Raw genomic sequence first — 16,482 nt, forward strand, 5'->3', positions numbered from 1 at the left:
GATGCTCTAGAGGGCATGACCCGGCGAGGCGATAATGAGTGAATTCGATTACGACCTGTTTGTCATTGGGGGCGGGTCCGGCGGTGTCCGGGCAGCACGGATTGCCGCCACTCACGGAGCGCGCGTTGGAATTGCCGAAGAGTTCCGCTATGGCGGCACCTGTGTCATCCGCGGATGTGTCCCGAAGAAACTCTTTGTCTACGCCTCGAAATTCTCCGAAGAATTTGAAGATGCCGAAGGCTTTGGCTGGACGGTCGGAGAACGGCACTTTGCCTGGGACAAGCTGATAGCCGCCAAGGACCAGGAGATCACGCGTCTTGAGGGCCTTTACCGCCGCAATCTTGACCGGACAGGGGTTGAAAGCCACGACAGCCGCGCGGTGATAGAGGGGCCGAATACTGTGCGTCTCCTGTCCACCGGCCAAACAATCACCGCCAAGTATATCCTTGTTGCGGTTGGAGCATCGCCAAATGTTGACACAAGTCTGCCGGGCGGTGAGCACGTCATCACCTCGAATGAGGCCTTCAATCTCTCCGAACTGCCGCAAAAGGCCGTCGTTGCCGGTGGCGGGTATATAGCGGTCGAGTTTGCCGGCATCTTCAACGGTCTTGGCGTTGACACGACGCTGATTTACCGCGGCCCCGAGATCCTGCGCGGATTTGATATGGACCTGCGGGTCATGGTGCGTGAGGAGATGGAGAAGAAGGGCATCAAACTTGTCCTGAACGATACGTTCGACAAAATTGAAAAGCGTGCCGATGGCGGCCTTGTCGGGCATACAAAATCCGGAACAAGCCTTGAGGCGGACCAGATCATGTTTGCAATCGGCAGAAACCCGCATACGCGCGAACTCGGCCTTGAAAAGGCGGGTGTGGAGATGGACGGCATCGGCGCCATCAAGGTGTCGGCAGACTCTAAGACCAACGTCGACTCGATTTACGCAGTTGGTGACGTGACCAACCGTGCCAACCTGACACCCGTTGCCATCCGCGAAGGCCACGCGTTCGCCGACACTGTATTCGGTAACAAGCCTTGGACAGTCGACCACAGCTTGATTGCAACTGCGGTGTTCTCACAGCCGGAGCTTGGGACGGTTGGGTTGACCCAGGAGCAGGCACTCGAAAAGACGCCGAACCTTGACATCTACAAGTCAAGTTTCCGTCCAATGAAGCATACGCTGTCCGGCCGTGACGAAAAAATGCTGATGAAGATGATTGTCGATGCCGATACGCAGAAGGTGCTGGGTGTCCATGTCGTTGGACCCGATGCCGGTGAGCTTGCCCAGATCCTCGGGATCACCTTGCAAATGGGGGCGACAAAAGCCGACTTTGATCGGACCATTGCTGTTCATCCGACCGCGGCAGAAGAGCTTGTCACGATGCGTGAGCCGACAGAGCGTCTTCGCGGCTAAGGCTGTCCGTTTCTTTCGGTCCGTCCACAACAATGTGATGATGGGTCCGAAGATGAACCCTGTCCGGCTGATCGGCAACCGATTGGCCGGACCGCCTCAGTCGCCCAAGAGCTCTAAGGATTTTTCAGGTACTGGTTTGCTGCGCGGGTAGCTAGACAGCCTTGGAGACTTTTGCAACAGACGGGGTGGGGGGACTATTCTCCTCATCGGCTGCGAGGAAGGTATCACCGGGCAAATCCGCATAGAAAGCATGACGGCCCCGGCCCATCTTCTTGGCGTGATAGAGGGCTGAGTCCGAGTGTGCGACCAGTTCTTCCGGGCTGATGGCGTCATCCGGTGCCAAGGCTATACCGATACTCAATCCGACATGGGCCCTGTTTCCATCGCCGACTTCGATTGGCTTTACGGCCATTGCGATCATCGTGATGCAGAGATGGTCAAGCTTTCTGCGCTCAACCGAAGCACGGTAGATGATCATGAACTCGTCGCCGCCAATCCGGCAAACCAAACCCGGCGAACCAACCGCTTCCGTTAGCCGGTCAGCCATCGTCTTGATGACTTGGTCACCCGCCGCATGGCCATAGGTGTCGTTCACGGCCTTGAACTTGTCCAAGTCGCAGTGGAGTACGGCAAAAGGGCTGCCGGGAAGCGAATTGCAGGAGCTTTCCAGAACCCGGTTGAATTGAAGCCGGTTCGCAAGGCCCGACAAGGTATCGTGGAGCGCCAGAAAACGGTTTTGGCGTTCGCTGATTTGCAAGGAAGTCGTCAACTGTCCAATGCGCCAGGCAATCCCGAAGGCCAGGGCCGCCAGGGCTGCACTCAAGATCGCGATCACCGGAATAACCGTCGGCCAGATCGATGTGGTTACGGTTTGGCTGTCCCAGCGGAACGACCCTAATGCGGTGCCACGGTTTGTGTAGATCATATGAAAGGGGCCGTCCTCAGGCATGGCGGCGCGCAATTCAAACCGCAGGGCTGAAAAGTCGAGTTGGGCATTCAAACGGCGCAGAAGCGATTCATCGATGAAATCGGCTGACAGCAAAACGGTGGGCATCCCGTCGGGCAAGGTCGTTTCATACTGATCCGGCATGACCGGCATGGCGCCAAAAAGGGCTGGCTTTCCGTCAATCCGCAGGAAGCCCATGACGGCGAATTCTGACGGATCCAGTCCCTGGAGAGAACGATGGCCATAGCCTCCAGGCACCCGGACCCGGTTGGACATGTAAAGAGCCTGCGCCTCCTTTATCACCTGCTCCAGTTCCGGCGTTTCGCTCAAGGGGCGGCGTGTGATGTGCGTGTAATCCTCAAACGATTCTGCAAGAATTTCATCGTCGCCGGAAACCAGAAGAACCTTGCTGTGCCGGTAGTTCGACCAGAGCGTATCGAAAGTCGTCCGCGCATAGGCCGGATCAAAGCTGCGCACGGCCTTGGCCACGGTTTCATCTGAGTAAGCGGTTCCGATTTGTTCGCGCACGAGCGCCCGCAAGCGTTCGTTCAACGCGCTGCGGAATAGGCGTTCTTCGTTGGAGATCGCCTGGCGGGTCGATTCTTCAGAGGCGATATAGCCTACAAAAAGAAGAGACGCTGCCGTGACCGCAATCAGCAGTCCAGCAAGAGCAAAGGCCAAACGGGAAATTTGCTGGCGCGGCGCCTTAATAGGCTGGTCCGTGTGTCGACGCCTGAACTCGGTCAAATCTCAGCTCGTTGTTAATGATCGTCCTTCGCGCGCAAAGGCTCGTATACGCAGCCATGATACTGCGTAATGTATTAATGGTCGGTGCGTTTGATCAAATAGAGGCGGGAAAAGAGACTAGTATTTATGACATGGTCATAAGTTGCATTAAATGAAAATGCGCAATCTATTGTTGTTGCTTGAGCTTGTGTACGTTCTCTGCTTGTGTGTCTTGGGCCGCTTCCAGCTGCCCGGACCCGGCAAACACACACATGTTCCGCCCCCGCTGTTTGGCGGTGTATAGCGCTGTATCAGCACTGCGGATCAGTTCCGTTTCGCCTGTGCCATGAGCAGGCGCTTGTGCAATTCCGATACTCATGCCGATCATGACTGTCTTTTCGGCTCCAATGTCGATTGGCCGGGCAATAGAATTGAGGATCTTGTCCGCCACTGTTTTCAAGGTGGCCGCATCGCTAAAGGCAGTAATCAGGATCACAAACTCGTCGCCGCCAATTCGGCTGACAACACCGGCCTTGCCCATCAGCGCCTGAAGGCGATCTGCGACCTCGCACAAGACCCTGTCACCGGCTTCGTGGCCGTATGTGTCGTTGACCGGCTTGAACTTGTCCAGGTCGCAAGCCATGACCGCAAAGCCCTTCTCCGGCTGGGCATCGAGCGCATAGGAGAGGCAATCGGAAAAATGGTGCCGGTTTGGGAGACCCGTCAGCGCATCATGCCGGGCAAAATGACGATTTTTGCGCTCGCTTTCTTCAAGAGACGCCGATAGGCGGCTGATCTTATTGGCAATGGCTATCGAGACCACGGCAATGATCGCTGTGATGAGCAACACCAGTGGCAAGGCCGCATACCAGATGTTCCGTCCAGGCTTGGAATGGTCCCACCGGAAGTAGCCAACGGCCGATCCATCCGCGGACGCGACAACATAATGGTACGGTTGCCGTTTTTCCGGCGGCCCCTCGGTGAATCGGAAGTCGTTGAACGCCAGCTGACTGTTGACGTCCTGCAGCCAGTCATCGTCCAGATAGACCGCATTGATAAGGATTGACGGGTAGGGACCATCCAGTTGAACGAGTCCCTCGTCCGGCAGTATCGGCATCGTACTCACGATTGCCGGTTGTCCGTCCACGATTGCGAAAGCAGACATGGAAACGTCAATCAGGGCATCATGCGGCAGATACCATTCGGCAAAAATCGAACCGGAAGTACGCTGCTTTTCTATAAATGCAGCCCGGGTCTGCTCGGCCAAGTCCACCAGCAAAGGCCTTGGGGGCTGATCAGCTTCGGAAAACGACACCCGGTTTTCAATTGCCCCGGCAATCAGGCTACCGGCCGGGTCTACGATAAACGTCCGGGGCAGGCCAAAGTCTTCCCACAGATCCTCGACAAGTTCATCTTTAATGAAATCCTGGTCGATAGGCGCCGTTACGGCGGCAAATGAAGGGTCCCATTGGACCAACTCGATCTGATCGCGTGCAATTTGCCGGTGGTTTTCCGCCAGAGCGTTGCCAAACCGCAGTTGCTCGCTTTCAAGCGCTTGCCGGTCGGCCTCGCGCCATGCCAGATGCGCGATAAACATGAGGGATGCGGTCGAAAGAAAGATCAAGAGCGCGGCCAGGCCATAGATCCAGACCTTTATGCGACGGCCCGCCGTCGAACTTGTGCCGTAAGCTGTAGTTGCAGCAAGTGTTGGTCTGGTCCGCAATGAGACGTCCCCGATAGGTTTCCGTCTCCTTATGTACCCTCGGATATTTAACAGCCCGTGCGCTTATTGCCGCAATTTTTCCAGATTAGGGCAAGGTTCCGGCAGTCTTCATAAAGCGCGTGATCTCATCTTCAGTGTTGAAGGCGTGGACAGATGCACGCACCAAAGCGTCAAGGCCCCGCGCAGGCAGGTCGATGCGGGCGGAACTTGCGGAACTGACTGATACGTTCATGTTGTGAGCCGATAAGCGTTGCTGAGTTTGGGCGGGCGTCTCGCCATCAACGGTGAAGGTTACGATGCCGCCCTTGTTCTTGCCCTTGTCATGCAACGTGACCTTGGAGACCTTTGAGAGTTCCGCGCGCAACTGAGCGCCAAGCTCGCAGACACGTTTGCCAATCCGGTCCATGCCAAATCCGATGGCGTAGCGGGTTGCAACGCCCAACCCGATCTGGCCGGCGACATATCGTTCCCAGTTTTCAAACCGCTTTGCGTGGGGGACCAGGTCGTAGGTGTTTTCATCAAGCCACTTTGTTGCCTGAAGGTCGACGAATGGCGGTTCGATTTGGTCCAACGCCGCATCACTCACATACAAAAATCCCGTTCCACGCGGACCGCGAAGGTACTTCCGGCCGGTGCCAGACAGGATGTGGCATCCGATTTCCGCAACGTTGAGCGGGATCTGACCCGCCGACTGGCAAGCATCCAGTAGATAGAGAACTGCAGCTTTCGCCGCGATAGCCCCGACTTCCTCGGCCGGATTGATAAGGCCGGAGAAGGTTGGGATGTGGGTAAGAGCAATGAGCCGCGTCTTGGGCCCGATTGCAGCTTGAAGGGCCGTGAGGTCGATCTGGCCGTGCTCGTCGTCTTCTATGAGGTCGATTTCGATCCCCTTGCGGGCCTTCATCTGCAAGAACGCGACATAGTTGGACACATATTCGGCTCGCCCGGTTATGATCCGGTCGCCCTCCCGGAAGTCGATCCCGTAAAAGGCCATGTCCCAGGCGCGCGTCGCATTTTCCACATATGCGATTTCATGCGGGCGGCAGCCGATCAGAGCAGCAAGCCCGGTATAAAATGCATCGAGCCCGGATTGAGCCGCTGCCGCAGCCTCATAGCCGCCGATCCGTGCTTCAAGATCAAGATGGTTTTTGACCGCGTCAAGGACAGGAGCAAGGGCAAGCCCCGTGCCGGCATTGTTAAAGTGGATGCGCTGGCTTACACCGGGCGTATCTTCGCGCATGGTCGAAATATCGCGCTCAGATAGGGACGGAACGATCATTGCTGCTCCTCAAAACCGGTTCGGTGGGAAAGAGAGTCGAACAAACTCACGATGACTATCACTTATTTTGGATATGGTTCCCTCGTCAACGCGTCAACGGTTCCAGCAGGGGCTGAGATCATTCCTGGCCGGCTGTCCGGCTGGGTGCGCGAATGGCGTTTTTGTGGAATGTGGGAGAACGGCCAGGGCCGGTGTGCTCTGAGTGTCCGGCGTCAACCGGGAGCCGAAATCTGGGGCGTGATGACCCGGGAGCAGCCATCCCGCATGGGGGCGCTCGAAAAGCGCGAAAGCCGGTATGAAAAGATCTCAGAAATTGCTCAGGATTTCCGGTGCGAGGCGGAGAAGAAACCGGGTCCGGACGATCTGTTCTTGTTCAAGGCAACACTGGAGAATGAGCGCTGGGGGTGTCAGGTGCATCCCATACTCCAGACCTATCTGGATTGCGTTCTTGCGGGCTTCTTCCAGATCTGGGGCGAGGCTGGGATCCGTCATTTCCTGCAAACGACAGACGGCTGGCACGTGCCTGTTCTGAACGATCGCTCAACGCCCCATTATCCGCGCGCAGTCAGGCTTGAACGGGACCTCGAAGCTCTCATTGATGACATGCTCGAACCACTGAACCTGACCTATGTCGATCCGACGTAGGTGACCGGTCACGTTAGCAGCACCTGCAACCCGTGCCCGGCTGCGTAGGCAATCGCGGCCGCAGTCATGCCGATGGCCACGGTTTCAAGTCCGCAAAGGATCCAAAACCGCTCTGACCAGCGGGCCCGGACCGAGCCAATGGCAAAAAACGCCAAGGCTGTAAGCAGCGTCGCGACAATTACGTCGCTGCCGAATGCCAGCAAAAAGGGCAGAAGCGGCAAGGCGCCGAACAGGACAAATGCGCAGAATGTGTATCCGGCGGCTTTCATCGGATCGCGTGTATCTCCGGCAATGCCGTATTCGCCCTGCAGCATGGTTTCAATCCACATGGTCCTGTTTGACGCCACGAGACGGACGATTTCATCAAGGTCTTTGCCGCTAAAGCCCTTGGCCTTGAAAATCTGCCTGATTTCTTCCCGTTCGCCATCGGGCTCCAAGGCAATGTGTTTTTCCTCGATTGCCCGCAGGCGGGCAATGTCTTCGTTCTCCGATTTGGAGCCGGTGTAGTTAGCCGCAGCCATTGAAAAGCCGTCTGCCAAAAGATTGGCAATTCCGAGGATGAGGATCACGGTCGAAGAAAGCCCGGCACCTGCGGATCCGGCGACAATGGCAAATGTCGTGACGGCACCATCGATACCTCCATAGACCCAGTCACGAAGGTAGCTGGTCGTGGGCCCTTTGGCCAAGCGGGTCGCAATATCTGACGGCTTGTGGCTGTGCTCCAAGTCTTGCCGGTGCATGGCTGATCGTCCCTTCGTGACGGCCAGCATGACCGCGCGATTGGCCATCCACCATGATCTTGCTCAAGCGGTTCTGTTTAAAGGACCCCGGCCTTACCCGTCATTGGGCGTGTTTAATCGGAATGATCGATGAATTAAGATCAAGAATACAGAAAACTTTGCGTCAGATCGGAAGTGGCCAAGCCCGTCCGACAGGTGTATAAGGCCGCACGATTGCGTCCTCAAACCCGTGCGCCAAGCAAGAAAGTTCCTTGGGTTGAGGCATAAGAGAAGCAAAGGGACCACCGGGTCCCGACGAGGAGAATGACAATGGCGGAAAAGTGGAGCCCGGACGGCTGGAGATCCTTGCCGATCTTGCAGGTGCCGGAATACCCGGATCAAGAGGCTTTGGCGGATGTGGAACATCGCCTGTCGACTTATCCGCCGCTCGTATTTGCAGGTGAGGCCAGAGCGCTGAAAAACCAGCTGGCCGAAGTTGCGAAGGGAAATGGTTTCCTGCTGCAGGGCGGTGACTGCGCCGAAAGCTTCGCCGAACACCATCCTGACCACATCCGGGATTTCTTCCGTGTGTTCCTGCAGATGGCGGTGGTTCTCACCTATGCTGCATCGCAGCCGGTGGTGAAGGTTGGCCGGATCGCCGGCCAGTTCGCAAAACCGCGGTCGTCCAACATCGAGAAAAAGGATGATGTGGAGCTGCCGAGCTACCGTGGTGACATCATCAACGACATCAACTTCACACCGGAAAGCCGTATTCCGGATCCGAACCGGATGGCCATGGCCTACCGGCAATCCGCTGCGACGCTGAATCTCCTGAGAGCCTTCTCCCAAGGCGGTTTTGCGAATTTGGATCAGGTGCATCAATGGATGCTCGGTTTCATCTCCGACAGCCCTCAAGGCCACCGTTACAAGGAGCTGGCGGACCGGATCAGTGAATCCCTGTCCTTCATGCGTGCGTGCGGCATCACCCGGGACAGCGTTCCCCAGCTCCGGGGAACTGATTTCTTCACCAGCCACGAAGCGCTGCTTCTGGGGTATGAAGAATCGCTGACCCGCGTCGATTCCACGTCCGGCGATTGGTACGCAACCTCTGGCCACATGCTGTGGATCGGCGACCGGACCCGTCAGCCCGACCATGCGCATGTCGAATTCTTCCGGGGCATCAAGAACCCGATTGGCTTGAAGTGTGGTCCGTCCCTGACGCCGGATGGTTTGCTGGAGCTGGTCGACATTCTGAATCCGGACAATGAACCGGGTCGCCTGACCCTGATCGCGCGGTTTGGCGCCGACAAAGTCTTTGACCATCTGCCCCAGCTGGTGCGCGCGATTGAACGCGAAGGAAAGTCCGTGGTTTGGTCCTGCGATCCGATGCATGGCAACACCATTTCGGCAGGCGGTTACAAAACCCGTCCGTTCGACCGGATCTTGCGGGAAGTCGAGGCGTTCTTTGCGGTCCACCGTGCGGAAGGCACCCATCCGGGTGGCGTCCATGTGGAAATGACCGGCCGCAACGTGACAGAATGCACGGGCGGTGCCCGGGCGCTGACCGAGGAGCAGCTCGGTGACCGGTACCACACCCACTGCGACCCGCGTTTGAACGCGGATCAGGCGCTTGAGTTGGCTTTCCTGATTGCGGAAAATCTCAAGAAGGAACGTGACGACCGGCAAAGCGAGCCGCTGGCTGCCAGCGCGTAATCCGCGAATTCGAAAACCACGCATTAACCTTGAGGGCGGCTTTTGCCGCCCTCTTGTCGTTTTGCATAACAATTGATTCAAATTCCGGCAAACCGTAAGGGTGCATTAACCCAAAAAGCGCATGCCTAAATGAGTTGAGGAACTGTTCGTAAGGAACTGATTACGTTGCGTGAGTTATGGGATCTGTCGAGGGTGTCCTGCCTCGTTGCAGAGGACAATCCTCACATGCGTTCAATTCTGCGGTCGGTCTTGTCTGGCTTCGGAATCCGGGCAATTTATGAGGCGTCCGACGGCGCAGAGGCGTTGGAATTGGTTGTCGACCGGAAGCCGGATATCGTGCTTTGCGATTGGGCCATGCAACCCTTCGGCGGAAACGAATTTCTGAAGATCTTGCGCGGTGACCGTGACCCGCTCATCTGCACGATGCCGGTCCTTGTAATCACCGCACATGCCAAACGGACCACTATTCTGGAGGCGATAGGGATCGGCATTCATGGATTTGTGGCCAAGCCGATCGCGCCCGCCATCCTTTACAAACACATGTGCGACATTCTTCAGCGCCAGCAAGTTGAGGGCCCAAGCACGGGGATCATGGGGCCAGGTGACCAGAAAACGCGTAGCCTAGACATAACCGATCTGTCCGGCATGGCTCCGAAAGACCAGCCTGATCCGGCGCAAGCGCTCGCGCTTTTGTAATCCGCCATCTGTTGTTTCGCGCGAGCGGGTAACGCTTCTAGGTTAGCGGGCGGTTAATCGGGATAAATACGCCGCCCAAAGATGCTCGGTTATTAACTGGGCGATCATCTTTGGGCGTTTCTAACTAAACACCCGATGCTCGAGCCGGGGGCAGTCGAAATGTCCGATTGCAAGCGCACGGCCGGGCCGCTACACCATCGGGTAGCAACTATTCCCGGATTATCCTCATGATTTCAGACCGTTTCCGTTTGGCTGTGGCCCAACTCAATCCAACAGTTGGTGATGTGACCGGCAATTTGAGCCTTGTCAGGGCGGCCCGAGAGGAAGCCGCTCGGAAGGGTGCGGACCTACTTCTCACATCAGAGCTTGTTTTGGCCGGCTATCTTCCGGAAGATCTGGTTCTAAAGCCCGCATTTGTCCGCAAATGCATGGAAGCGGCCGAACAACTGGCCTTGGAAACGGCCGATGGCGGTCCGGGGGTGATCATTGGCACCCCTTACAAGGGCGATGATGGCCGGGTCTACAATGCGGCCTTGCTGCTCGACCAGGGCAAGATCCAATCCGTTCGCTATAAATACGACCTGCCGAACTACAGTGTTTTTGACGAAAAGCGCGTCTTTGCGGCGGGCCCGTTGCCGGGACCGGTTGATTTCAGGGGCGTGCGGATTGGTATCCCGATCTGCGAGGATATCTGGAACGACGAAGTTTGTGAGTGCCTGGAAGAAACCGGCGCCGAACTGCTGCTGGTTCCAAACGGCTCCCCATACTGGGAGAACCGCGCGGAAGAAAGACTGCAGGTCGTTGTTGCCCGTGTTGTGCAGACCAATCTGCCGCTGGTTTACTGCAATCAGGTAGGCGGGCAGGATGAGTTGGTTTTTGATGGTGGATCGTTCGCGCTCCAGGCCGACCGGTCGCTGGCCCTGCAGATGCCGCAATTCGCGACCAGCCTTGCCGTTTCAGACTGGAAACGGGATGGAGAGACCTGGGTCTGTGAAAACGGTCCAATGGACAAACTGCCTGACCTGGATGAGGCCAATTGGCGGGCCTGCGTCATGGGGCTTGGCGACTATGTGAACAAGAACGGTTTTCCCGGGGTTGTGCTTGGCCTGTCGGGCGGGATCGACTCAGCAATTTGCGCAGCGATGGCCGTTGATGCGCTCGGGGCTGACCAGGTCCATGCCATCATGCTGCCCTACCGGTACACGTCGGAGGAGAGCATTCAGGACGCAGCCGATTGCGCAAAGGCGCTTGGCATACGCTATGACACCGTGCCGGTGGCGGAGCCCGTTGAAGGCTTCCTGTCCGCGCTTTCCGGCATGTTCAAGGGTACGAACGAGGACACGACGGAAGAAAATCTTCAGTCGCGGACCCGTGGGGTCATATTGATGGCGGTCTCCAATAAGTTCGGCAAGATGGTGATGACCACAGGCAACAAGTCAGAAATGTCGGTCGGTTATGCAACGCTCTATGGCGACATGAATGGCGGCTACAATCCGATCAAGGATCTCTACAAGACGCAGGTTTACCACCTGGCTGACTGGCGGAACCGGAACCAGCCTGAAGGCCTTCTCGGCCCCAAGGGCGAGGTGATCCCGTCCAACATCATCACAAAGGTGCCAACGGCAGAGCTGCGCGAAAACCAGACAGACCAGGATTCGCTCCCGCCCTACGACGTGCTCGACGACATTCTGGAATGTCTGGTCGAAGAGGAGATGTCGGTCGGTGAGATCGAAAAGCGGGGCCACAGCCGGGATCTGATCCACAGGATCGAGCATCTGTTGTACATTGCTGAATACAAACGCCGCCAAGCCCCACCGGGCGTGAAAATCACTGAGCGCAATTTCGGCAAGGACCGCCGGTATCCGATCACCAACCGCTTTCGTGATCGTTCCTAACACATTGCGCGGCAGGCCGGACGGGACACTTCCATGACCTATTTAGGCTTTCTGCGCGACAATGCCCGCTGGCTTTCCGCAAGCTATCTGCTCGCGGTCTTCTCCGGATTTGGACAGACATTCTTTATCGCCCTGTCTGCAGGCGATATCCGGGCGGAATTCGGTCTTAGCCATGGTGAGCTCGGTCTTATCTATATGGTCGCCACCCTGGCCAGTGCGTTTTCGCTCTCTTATGTCGGCAAGAGCCTTGATTACTTCCCGGTCCGCCGGATTGCTGTGATCGTTATCAGTTCCCTCGCGCTGTCCTGTTTATTGATGGCAACCACGGCGGCCGTCTGGATGGTGGGGCTTGCGTTCTTCGGCCTGCGCTTGTGCGGGCAGGGCATGTTGACCCACACATCCATCACGGCGGCCGGCCGATGGTTTTCTGCGCAAAGGGGCCGCGCCGTCTCCGTCGCGATGCTCGGCTTTCCAACTGCCGAGGCGTTGTTTCCGATCCTGTTTGTCCTTCTGAGTGGTTATGTAGGCTGGCGCGGCGCCTGGACGGTTTCTGCGGGCGTCCTTTTGCTGCTTTGCTTGCCGATCCTAGCTGTTCTGCTGGCAAAGGACCGGATCGCATCTGCGTCTGAAACCGCTTCAGCAAAGCCGGAAGGCCGCCAATGGACACGGGCCGAGGTGCTGCGTGATCCCGTTTTTTGGCTTGTTTCTGCCGGTATCAATGCGCCTGCCTGCATCGGAACGGCGATCTTCTTTCATCAGGTCTATCTGGTCGAACTTCGCGGCTGGAGCCTGGAATTGTTCGCAGGCGCCTTTCTGGTAATGGCCGCAGGTGTCGTCTGTGCGTCGCTGACCATAGGGCCGCTCATCGACAGATACTCCGCCCGCCATCTTCTGCCTTTTACACTGCTCCCTCTAACTGTTGCCTGCGCGGTGTTGGCCACAGTTCATCTGCCGGTCGCAGCATTTATTTTCATGGGCCTTGTCGGTGTCTCCAATGGTTTTAACGGGACCCTCGTTGGTGCACTTTGGCCAGAGGTTTACGGCACCCGTTATCTTGGTGCCATTCGCGCTGTTGCATTTTCGCTGATGGTATTTGCGTCTGCCGCTGGGCCCGGCGCTGTTGGATGGCTGATCGATAATAGTGTGCCATTCGATTTGCAGGTGATGGGTATGGGTGCCTATTGTCTGGTGTTCTGTTTTGTTCTTACAGGGGCGGCTCGCGTTTACCGTGACCGGGAACAAAGCTGAGGCATGGCCTCAATTTGCGCTTGCCCGCTTCCATGTCTCAAGCTAACTGAAGCGCCATGACCATTACAGTACGCTTCGCGCCGTCGCCGACCGGCCACATTCACATCGGCAACAGCCGCCCGGCTCTCTATAACTGGCTTTTTGCCAAGAAAAACGGCGGGCGTTTTGTCCTGCGTTTCGACGACACAGATACCGAACGCTCAAAACAGGAGTATGCCGATTCCATCGAGCAGGACTTGCGGTGGCTTGGCATCCAGCCCGACACAATCGAGCGCCAGTCGGAGCGGATCGCAAGCTATGACGCAGCTGCGCAGACGCTTAAAGACGCCGGGCTGCTTTATCCCTGTTACGAAACACCGGAAGAACTGGAACGCCGGCGCTCCCGTCAGCGGGCCCTTGGCCGTCCGCCGGTTTATGACCGAGCCGGGTTGAAGCAGACCGAAGACGAGCGAAAGGCATTTGAGACGGAAGGCCGCAAGCCGCATTGGCGGTTCGTCCTGCCGAACCACCAAGGCGATCCGTTTTCGACACAGCGTACCGAGGTGACCTGGGAGGACCTTTGCCGGGGCCAGCAAACCGTGGATCTGGCTTCCATGCCCGATCCGGTGCTGATCCTCTCGGACGGCACCTATCTCTACACATTTGCGTCGATCGTCGACGATATTGCTATGGGCATCACACATATCATCCGCGGTGAAGACCACGTTTCGAATACGGGCGTGCAGTTTGCCATTTTTGAAGCGCTCGGGGCGAAAGTTCCAATTTTCGGCCACCACAATCTGCTGACGACGGTTGACGGGGAAGGGCTGTCCAAACGCAAGGGCGCCCTGTCCATCGGGTCTTTGCGGGAGACCGGCCTGGAGCCAATGTCCGTGTGCTCGCTTGCTGTTTTGACCGGCACGAGCAAGGCCGTTGAAGCTCTGCCGACCATGGATGCTCTGGTCGAAAAGTTCGATCTGACGAGCGTGTCGCGTTCATCCGCCAAGTTTGACCCGGAAGAACTGAAAGTCCTGAACGCGCGTCTGGTCCACGACATGCCGTTCGAGGTGGCTTCTGACCGGTTGAAGGATCTTGGTATTGGCGGCGGCGCGGCGTTTTGGGAGGCTATTCGCGGGAATTGCGAGCTGGTCTCCGATGCCAGGGGCTATTGGGAGATTGTCGAGGGCCCGGTGCAGAGCCGCGTTGAAGACGATGACCGGGAGTTTATCGCGCAAGCCAAGGCCTTTTTTCCCGAAGGCGATGTGTCCGCAGAGACCTGGGGCGCCTGGACCTCGGCCCTGAAGGCTGAAACAGGCAGGAAGGGGCGGGGGCTTTTCATGCCGCTGCGCCGGGTTTTGACCGGTCTCGATCATGGTCCGGACATGAAAGACCTTCTGCCGCTTATTGGGCGACAAAAAATTCTGGACCGACTACCCTGACAGGGATGTCCCTGTCGGGAGCTGGACGGAAGCCCGGGTCATCTGATTTGAACACCGGAGACCCGGCGACCTCTTCTTCCCGGTTTTTTCCGTACCGGTTGCCAAGCAAGGGCAATCCGCCTGAGGATGCATCCGCCACTTGCGCAGAAGCGGGCGTTAGCCGCAGCATCACAGGTTCAAGCCGGGCGGATGCTTTAAATCCCTTTTCAAGATTGATCAGGGTATCCGGATCCGCGTAGGCCGGAAGCTGGTCCCGCATCAAGGGCGCGCGGGCCAGGGGAGACGAGGTATCGTTTTCTGCGCCGACCGTACGCCCCCGGCTCAGCTGCAGGGATCGGCGTGGCAGCCCCTGGCTGATATCGGTGAAGAAGATCCGGTTGCTTCCCGAGGCACTGCCGCTCACCTCTGTCCATCTGGACTGGCTGCCCGTTTGCCGTGGCAGGCGGCAACTGCACCCTTCCACAAATTCAGATTTGTACCGGTAGGCGAAGGGCTGTTCCGTATAGAGGCTTCCGGCAAGGGACATCATGTCCGCCTGGTCACCGCCCGGATTGCGATAAACATAAAGCTCGGTGTTCGAGGCCGGGCAGATTTCGGAGCACCGTGCGGCATCATTGGCAAACTGGCTCTTGCCCGTCGAAAAGCTGACGGGAAAGAAATATCCGTCGCATGTGCGCACGCAGAGCGTTCGGAACGTTCCCCCTGAGGGCAACCGCACTTTAGAACTCGCGGCGCCCGCAGATCGGCGCTTGCGCACAGCCGTTTGTTCCTGTGGATCGGCCGCTGCCAGTTCCACGCGGGGCTGCGGATTGAACAGGCGGGCAAGGAGGGATCTCGGGCTTGTCTGCGATCCGTCCGGTCCGCTCTCTGCCTGACGAGTGGTTCCGCTGGAATTGCAGTTTTGTTTTGCAATAGCCGCACGCACCTGACGCAACCGCTTTCCGGAACCGGAGCTGCCGCCCGACTTCGCGATTTGCCGTTCAATCGCGGCCAGGTTATTGCGCATACGGCTGATCTTGTCGGAAAGGCTGTCGCATTTGGCGCCGCCCGCTGATGGGCAGTCGAAATGGCGGGCATCCCGCTCGGCCGCCTTGATTGCAGCGCTTTGCTGGCGTTTCGCGGTAAGCCATTTTTGAGCCGCCGGGGAAGCTTTTCCCGCAGATTTTTCAAGCTGGCGGAGTTCGGATTGAAGAGCGGAACAGGAAGCAGCATGTGCAGGGGCGCCTGCAAGCGCTAGAGCAGCGCTCATATAGGCAAACGCAATACACACCGTAGACTTTGCGTTAAAGCGCAGTCTCATTACTTGTCCCCTGCAGCGCCCAATCCCCGCGCCATCCGCTTCAACCTGGATGCCGGCATCATTGCCGTAAAGCCGGACAATAGCAACGAAAGCTATGACGTGAGGTTAATGCGAGCCGTTGTCAGGCCGGGTTTCCGGAGCCTCCCGGAAGGTTTTCTGCCGCGGCCTGAAGCCGGGCGAAAATATCTTCGAGCTGGGCCTTCTGGTCTTCGGACAGAGCGTCTTGCAACTGGTTGCTATAGGCGTTGGCCAGCGGAACAATTTCTTCATACATGGCCTTGCCGGCGTCGGTGAGCTGGAGCGCCTGTTCGCGCTGGTCCGTATCCTTCCTCGTTCTCAGCAAATAGCCCTTGGTCTCAAGACCTGCCACTGCACGGCTCACTTTTGTCTTGTGCATCGAAGTCGCCTTGCCAACATCGCGCGCGGTCATCTGACCATGTTCGCCCAGCGTCGCGGTGACCCGCCATTCCGGAATGCCGATGCCAAAACGGTCCGAATAGACCTGAGAAAAAGACCGGCTCACGGTCTCGGCAAGATGATTGAGCTGATAGGGCAAGAACCGGCTCAGCTTTAGCAACGGCCGGTCGCACTGGTTCGGTGAACGTGAGGGGGAGGTCGGCATCAGGTTCGCAAAGGCTCGTCAGGCTATCGTGCAGATCAAACAATATGAGAAGAAGTTTGCCGTTTTCCGGCCACCTTCCAGCATTAGCAAGTACTCATAATAACGATAGCATGGAATGCCCTTTGATGGTGCTTGGAATTA

General features: G+C 57.4%; 13 protein-coding genes. 7 read left to right on the top strand and 6 right to left on the bottom strand.

Annotation, left to right across the window (positions count from 1 at the left end):
* The first annotated feature begins 34 nt into the window (after positions 1-34).
* Complete coding sequence (gene gor, locus E1180_RS07950; RefSeq protein ID WP_155190650.1) at positions 35-1,411, top strand: glutathione-disulfide reductase; 1,377 nt, start codon at positions 35-37, stop codon at positions 1,409-1,411.
* A gap of 151 nt (positions 1,412-1,562) precedes the next feature.
* Here gor and E1180_RS07955 read toward each other — a convergent pair whose 3' ends face one another.
* The 3 genes from E1180_RS07955 to E1180_RS07965 all read right to left on the bottom strand — a co-directional run bounded on the left by E1180_RS07955 (position 1,563) and on the right by E1180_RS07965 (position 6,085).
* Positions 1,563-3,038, bottom strand: a complete 1,476-nt coding sequence (locus tag E1180_RS07955) for a sensor domain-containing diguanylate cyclase (RefSeq protein WP_208997005.1) — start codon at positions 3,036-3,038, stop codon at positions 1,563-1,565.
* Between the two features lie 232 nt (positions 3,039-3,270).
* Positions 3,271-4,806, bottom strand: coding sequence for a diguanylate cyclase domain-containing protein (locus E1180_RS07960; RefSeq protein ID WP_155190651.1), 1,536 nt, complete (start codon positions 4,804-4,806; stop codon positions 3,271-3,273).
* An 85-nt stretch (positions 4,807-4,891) separates the two neighbouring features.
* Positions 4,892-6,085 carry an aminotransferase class V-fold PLP-dependent enzyme gene (locus tag E1180_RS07965; protein ID WP_155190652.1) on the bottom strand — a complete coding sequence of 398 codons (1,194 nt, stop codon included), beginning with the start codon at positions 6,083-6,085 and terminating at the stop codon, positions 4,892-4,894.
* A 51-nt stretch (positions 6,086-6,136) separates the two neighbouring features.
* Here E1180_RS07965 and E1180_RS07970 point away from each other — a divergent pair, with 51 nt between their 5' ends.
* A complete protein-coding gene (locus E1180_RS07970) occupies positions 6,137-6,730 on the top strand; it encodes a gamma-glutamylcyclotransferase family protein (RefSeq protein WP_155190653.1) in 594 nt (197 codons plus the stop codon).
* Positions 6,731-6,738: 8 nt separating this feature from the next.
* On the opposite strand, the gene E1180_RS07975 is transcribed toward E1180_RS07970, so the two are convergent.
* Positions 6,739-7,518: a VIT1/CCC1 transporter family protein gene (locus E1180_RS07975; RefSeq protein ID WP_244314001.1), complete on the bottom strand. Its 780-nt coding sequence runs from the start codon at positions 7,516-7,518 to the stop codon at positions 6,739-6,741.
* Positions 7,519-7,779: 261 nt separating this feature from the next.
* Here E1180_RS07975 and E1180_RS07980 point away from each other — a divergent pair, with 261 nt between their 5' ends.
* The 5 genes from E1180_RS07980 to gltX all read left to right on the top strand — a co-directional run bounded on the left by E1180_RS07980 (position 7,780) and on the right by gltX (position 14,419).
* Positions 7,780-9,162: a class II 3-deoxy-7-phosphoheptulonate synthase gene (locus E1180_RS07980; RefSeq protein ID WP_155190654.1), complete on the top strand. Its 1,383-nt coding sequence runs from the start codon at positions 7,780-7,782 to the stop codon at positions 9,160-9,162.
* A gap of 192 nt (positions 9,163-9,354) precedes the next feature.
* Positions 9,355-9,858 (top strand): response regulator, encoded by a 504-nt coding sequence (locus E1180_RS07985; RefSeq protein ID WP_283404489.1) that lies wholly within the window; start codon positions 9,355-9,357, stop codon positions 9,856-9,858.
* A gap of 227 nt (positions 9,859-10,085) precedes the next feature.
* The gene (locus tag E1180_RS07990; RefSeq protein WP_155190656.1) at positions 10,086-11,753 is read left to right on the top strand and encodes an NAD+ synthase; all 1,668 of its coding nucleotides are present in this window, start codon (positions 10,086-10,088) and stop codon (positions 11,751-11,753) included.
* 33 nt (positions 11,754-11,786) lie between these two features.
* On the top strand, positions 11,787-13,001 hold the full coding sequence (locus E1180_RS07995) for an MFS transporter (RefSeq protein WP_155190657.1): 1,215 nt from the start codon (positions 11,787-11,789) through the stop codon (positions 12,999-13,001).
* A 56-nt stretch (positions 13,002-13,057) separates the two neighbouring features.
* Complete coding sequence (gene gltX / locus E1180_RS08000; protein WP_155190658.1) at positions 13,058-14,419, top strand: glutamate--tRNA ligase; 1,362 nt, start codon at positions 13,058-13,060, stop codon at positions 14,417-14,419.
* On the opposite strand, the gene E1180_RS08005 is transcribed toward gltX, so the two are convergent.
* Both E1180_RS08005 and E1180_RS08010 read right to left on the bottom strand, forming a co-directional pair.
* Positions 14,382-15,719 (bottom strand): DUF2865 domain-containing protein, encoded by a 1,338-nt coding sequence (locus E1180_RS08005; protein ID WP_155190659.1) that lies wholly within the window; start codon positions 15,717-15,719, stop codon positions 14,382-14,384. The two genes, gltX and E1180_RS08005, sit on opposite strands and share 38 nt — an antisense overlap.
* 121 nt (positions 15,720-15,840) lie before the next feature.
* Positions 15,841-16,341 carry a MarR family winged helix-turn-helix transcriptional regulator gene (locus tag E1180_RS08010; protein ID WP_196220563.1) on the bottom strand — a complete coding sequence of 167 codons (501 nt, stop codon included), beginning with the start codon at positions 16,339-16,341 and terminating at the stop codon, positions 15,841-15,843.
* Between the last annotated feature and the right edge of the window lie 141 nt (positions 16,342-16,482).

The organism is Roseibium denhamense (assembly GCF_009711415.1).
In the GTDB taxonomy this organism is placed as follows: Bacteria; Pseudomonadota; Alphaproteobacteria; order Rhizobiales; family Stappiaceae; genus Roseibium; species Roseibium denhamense.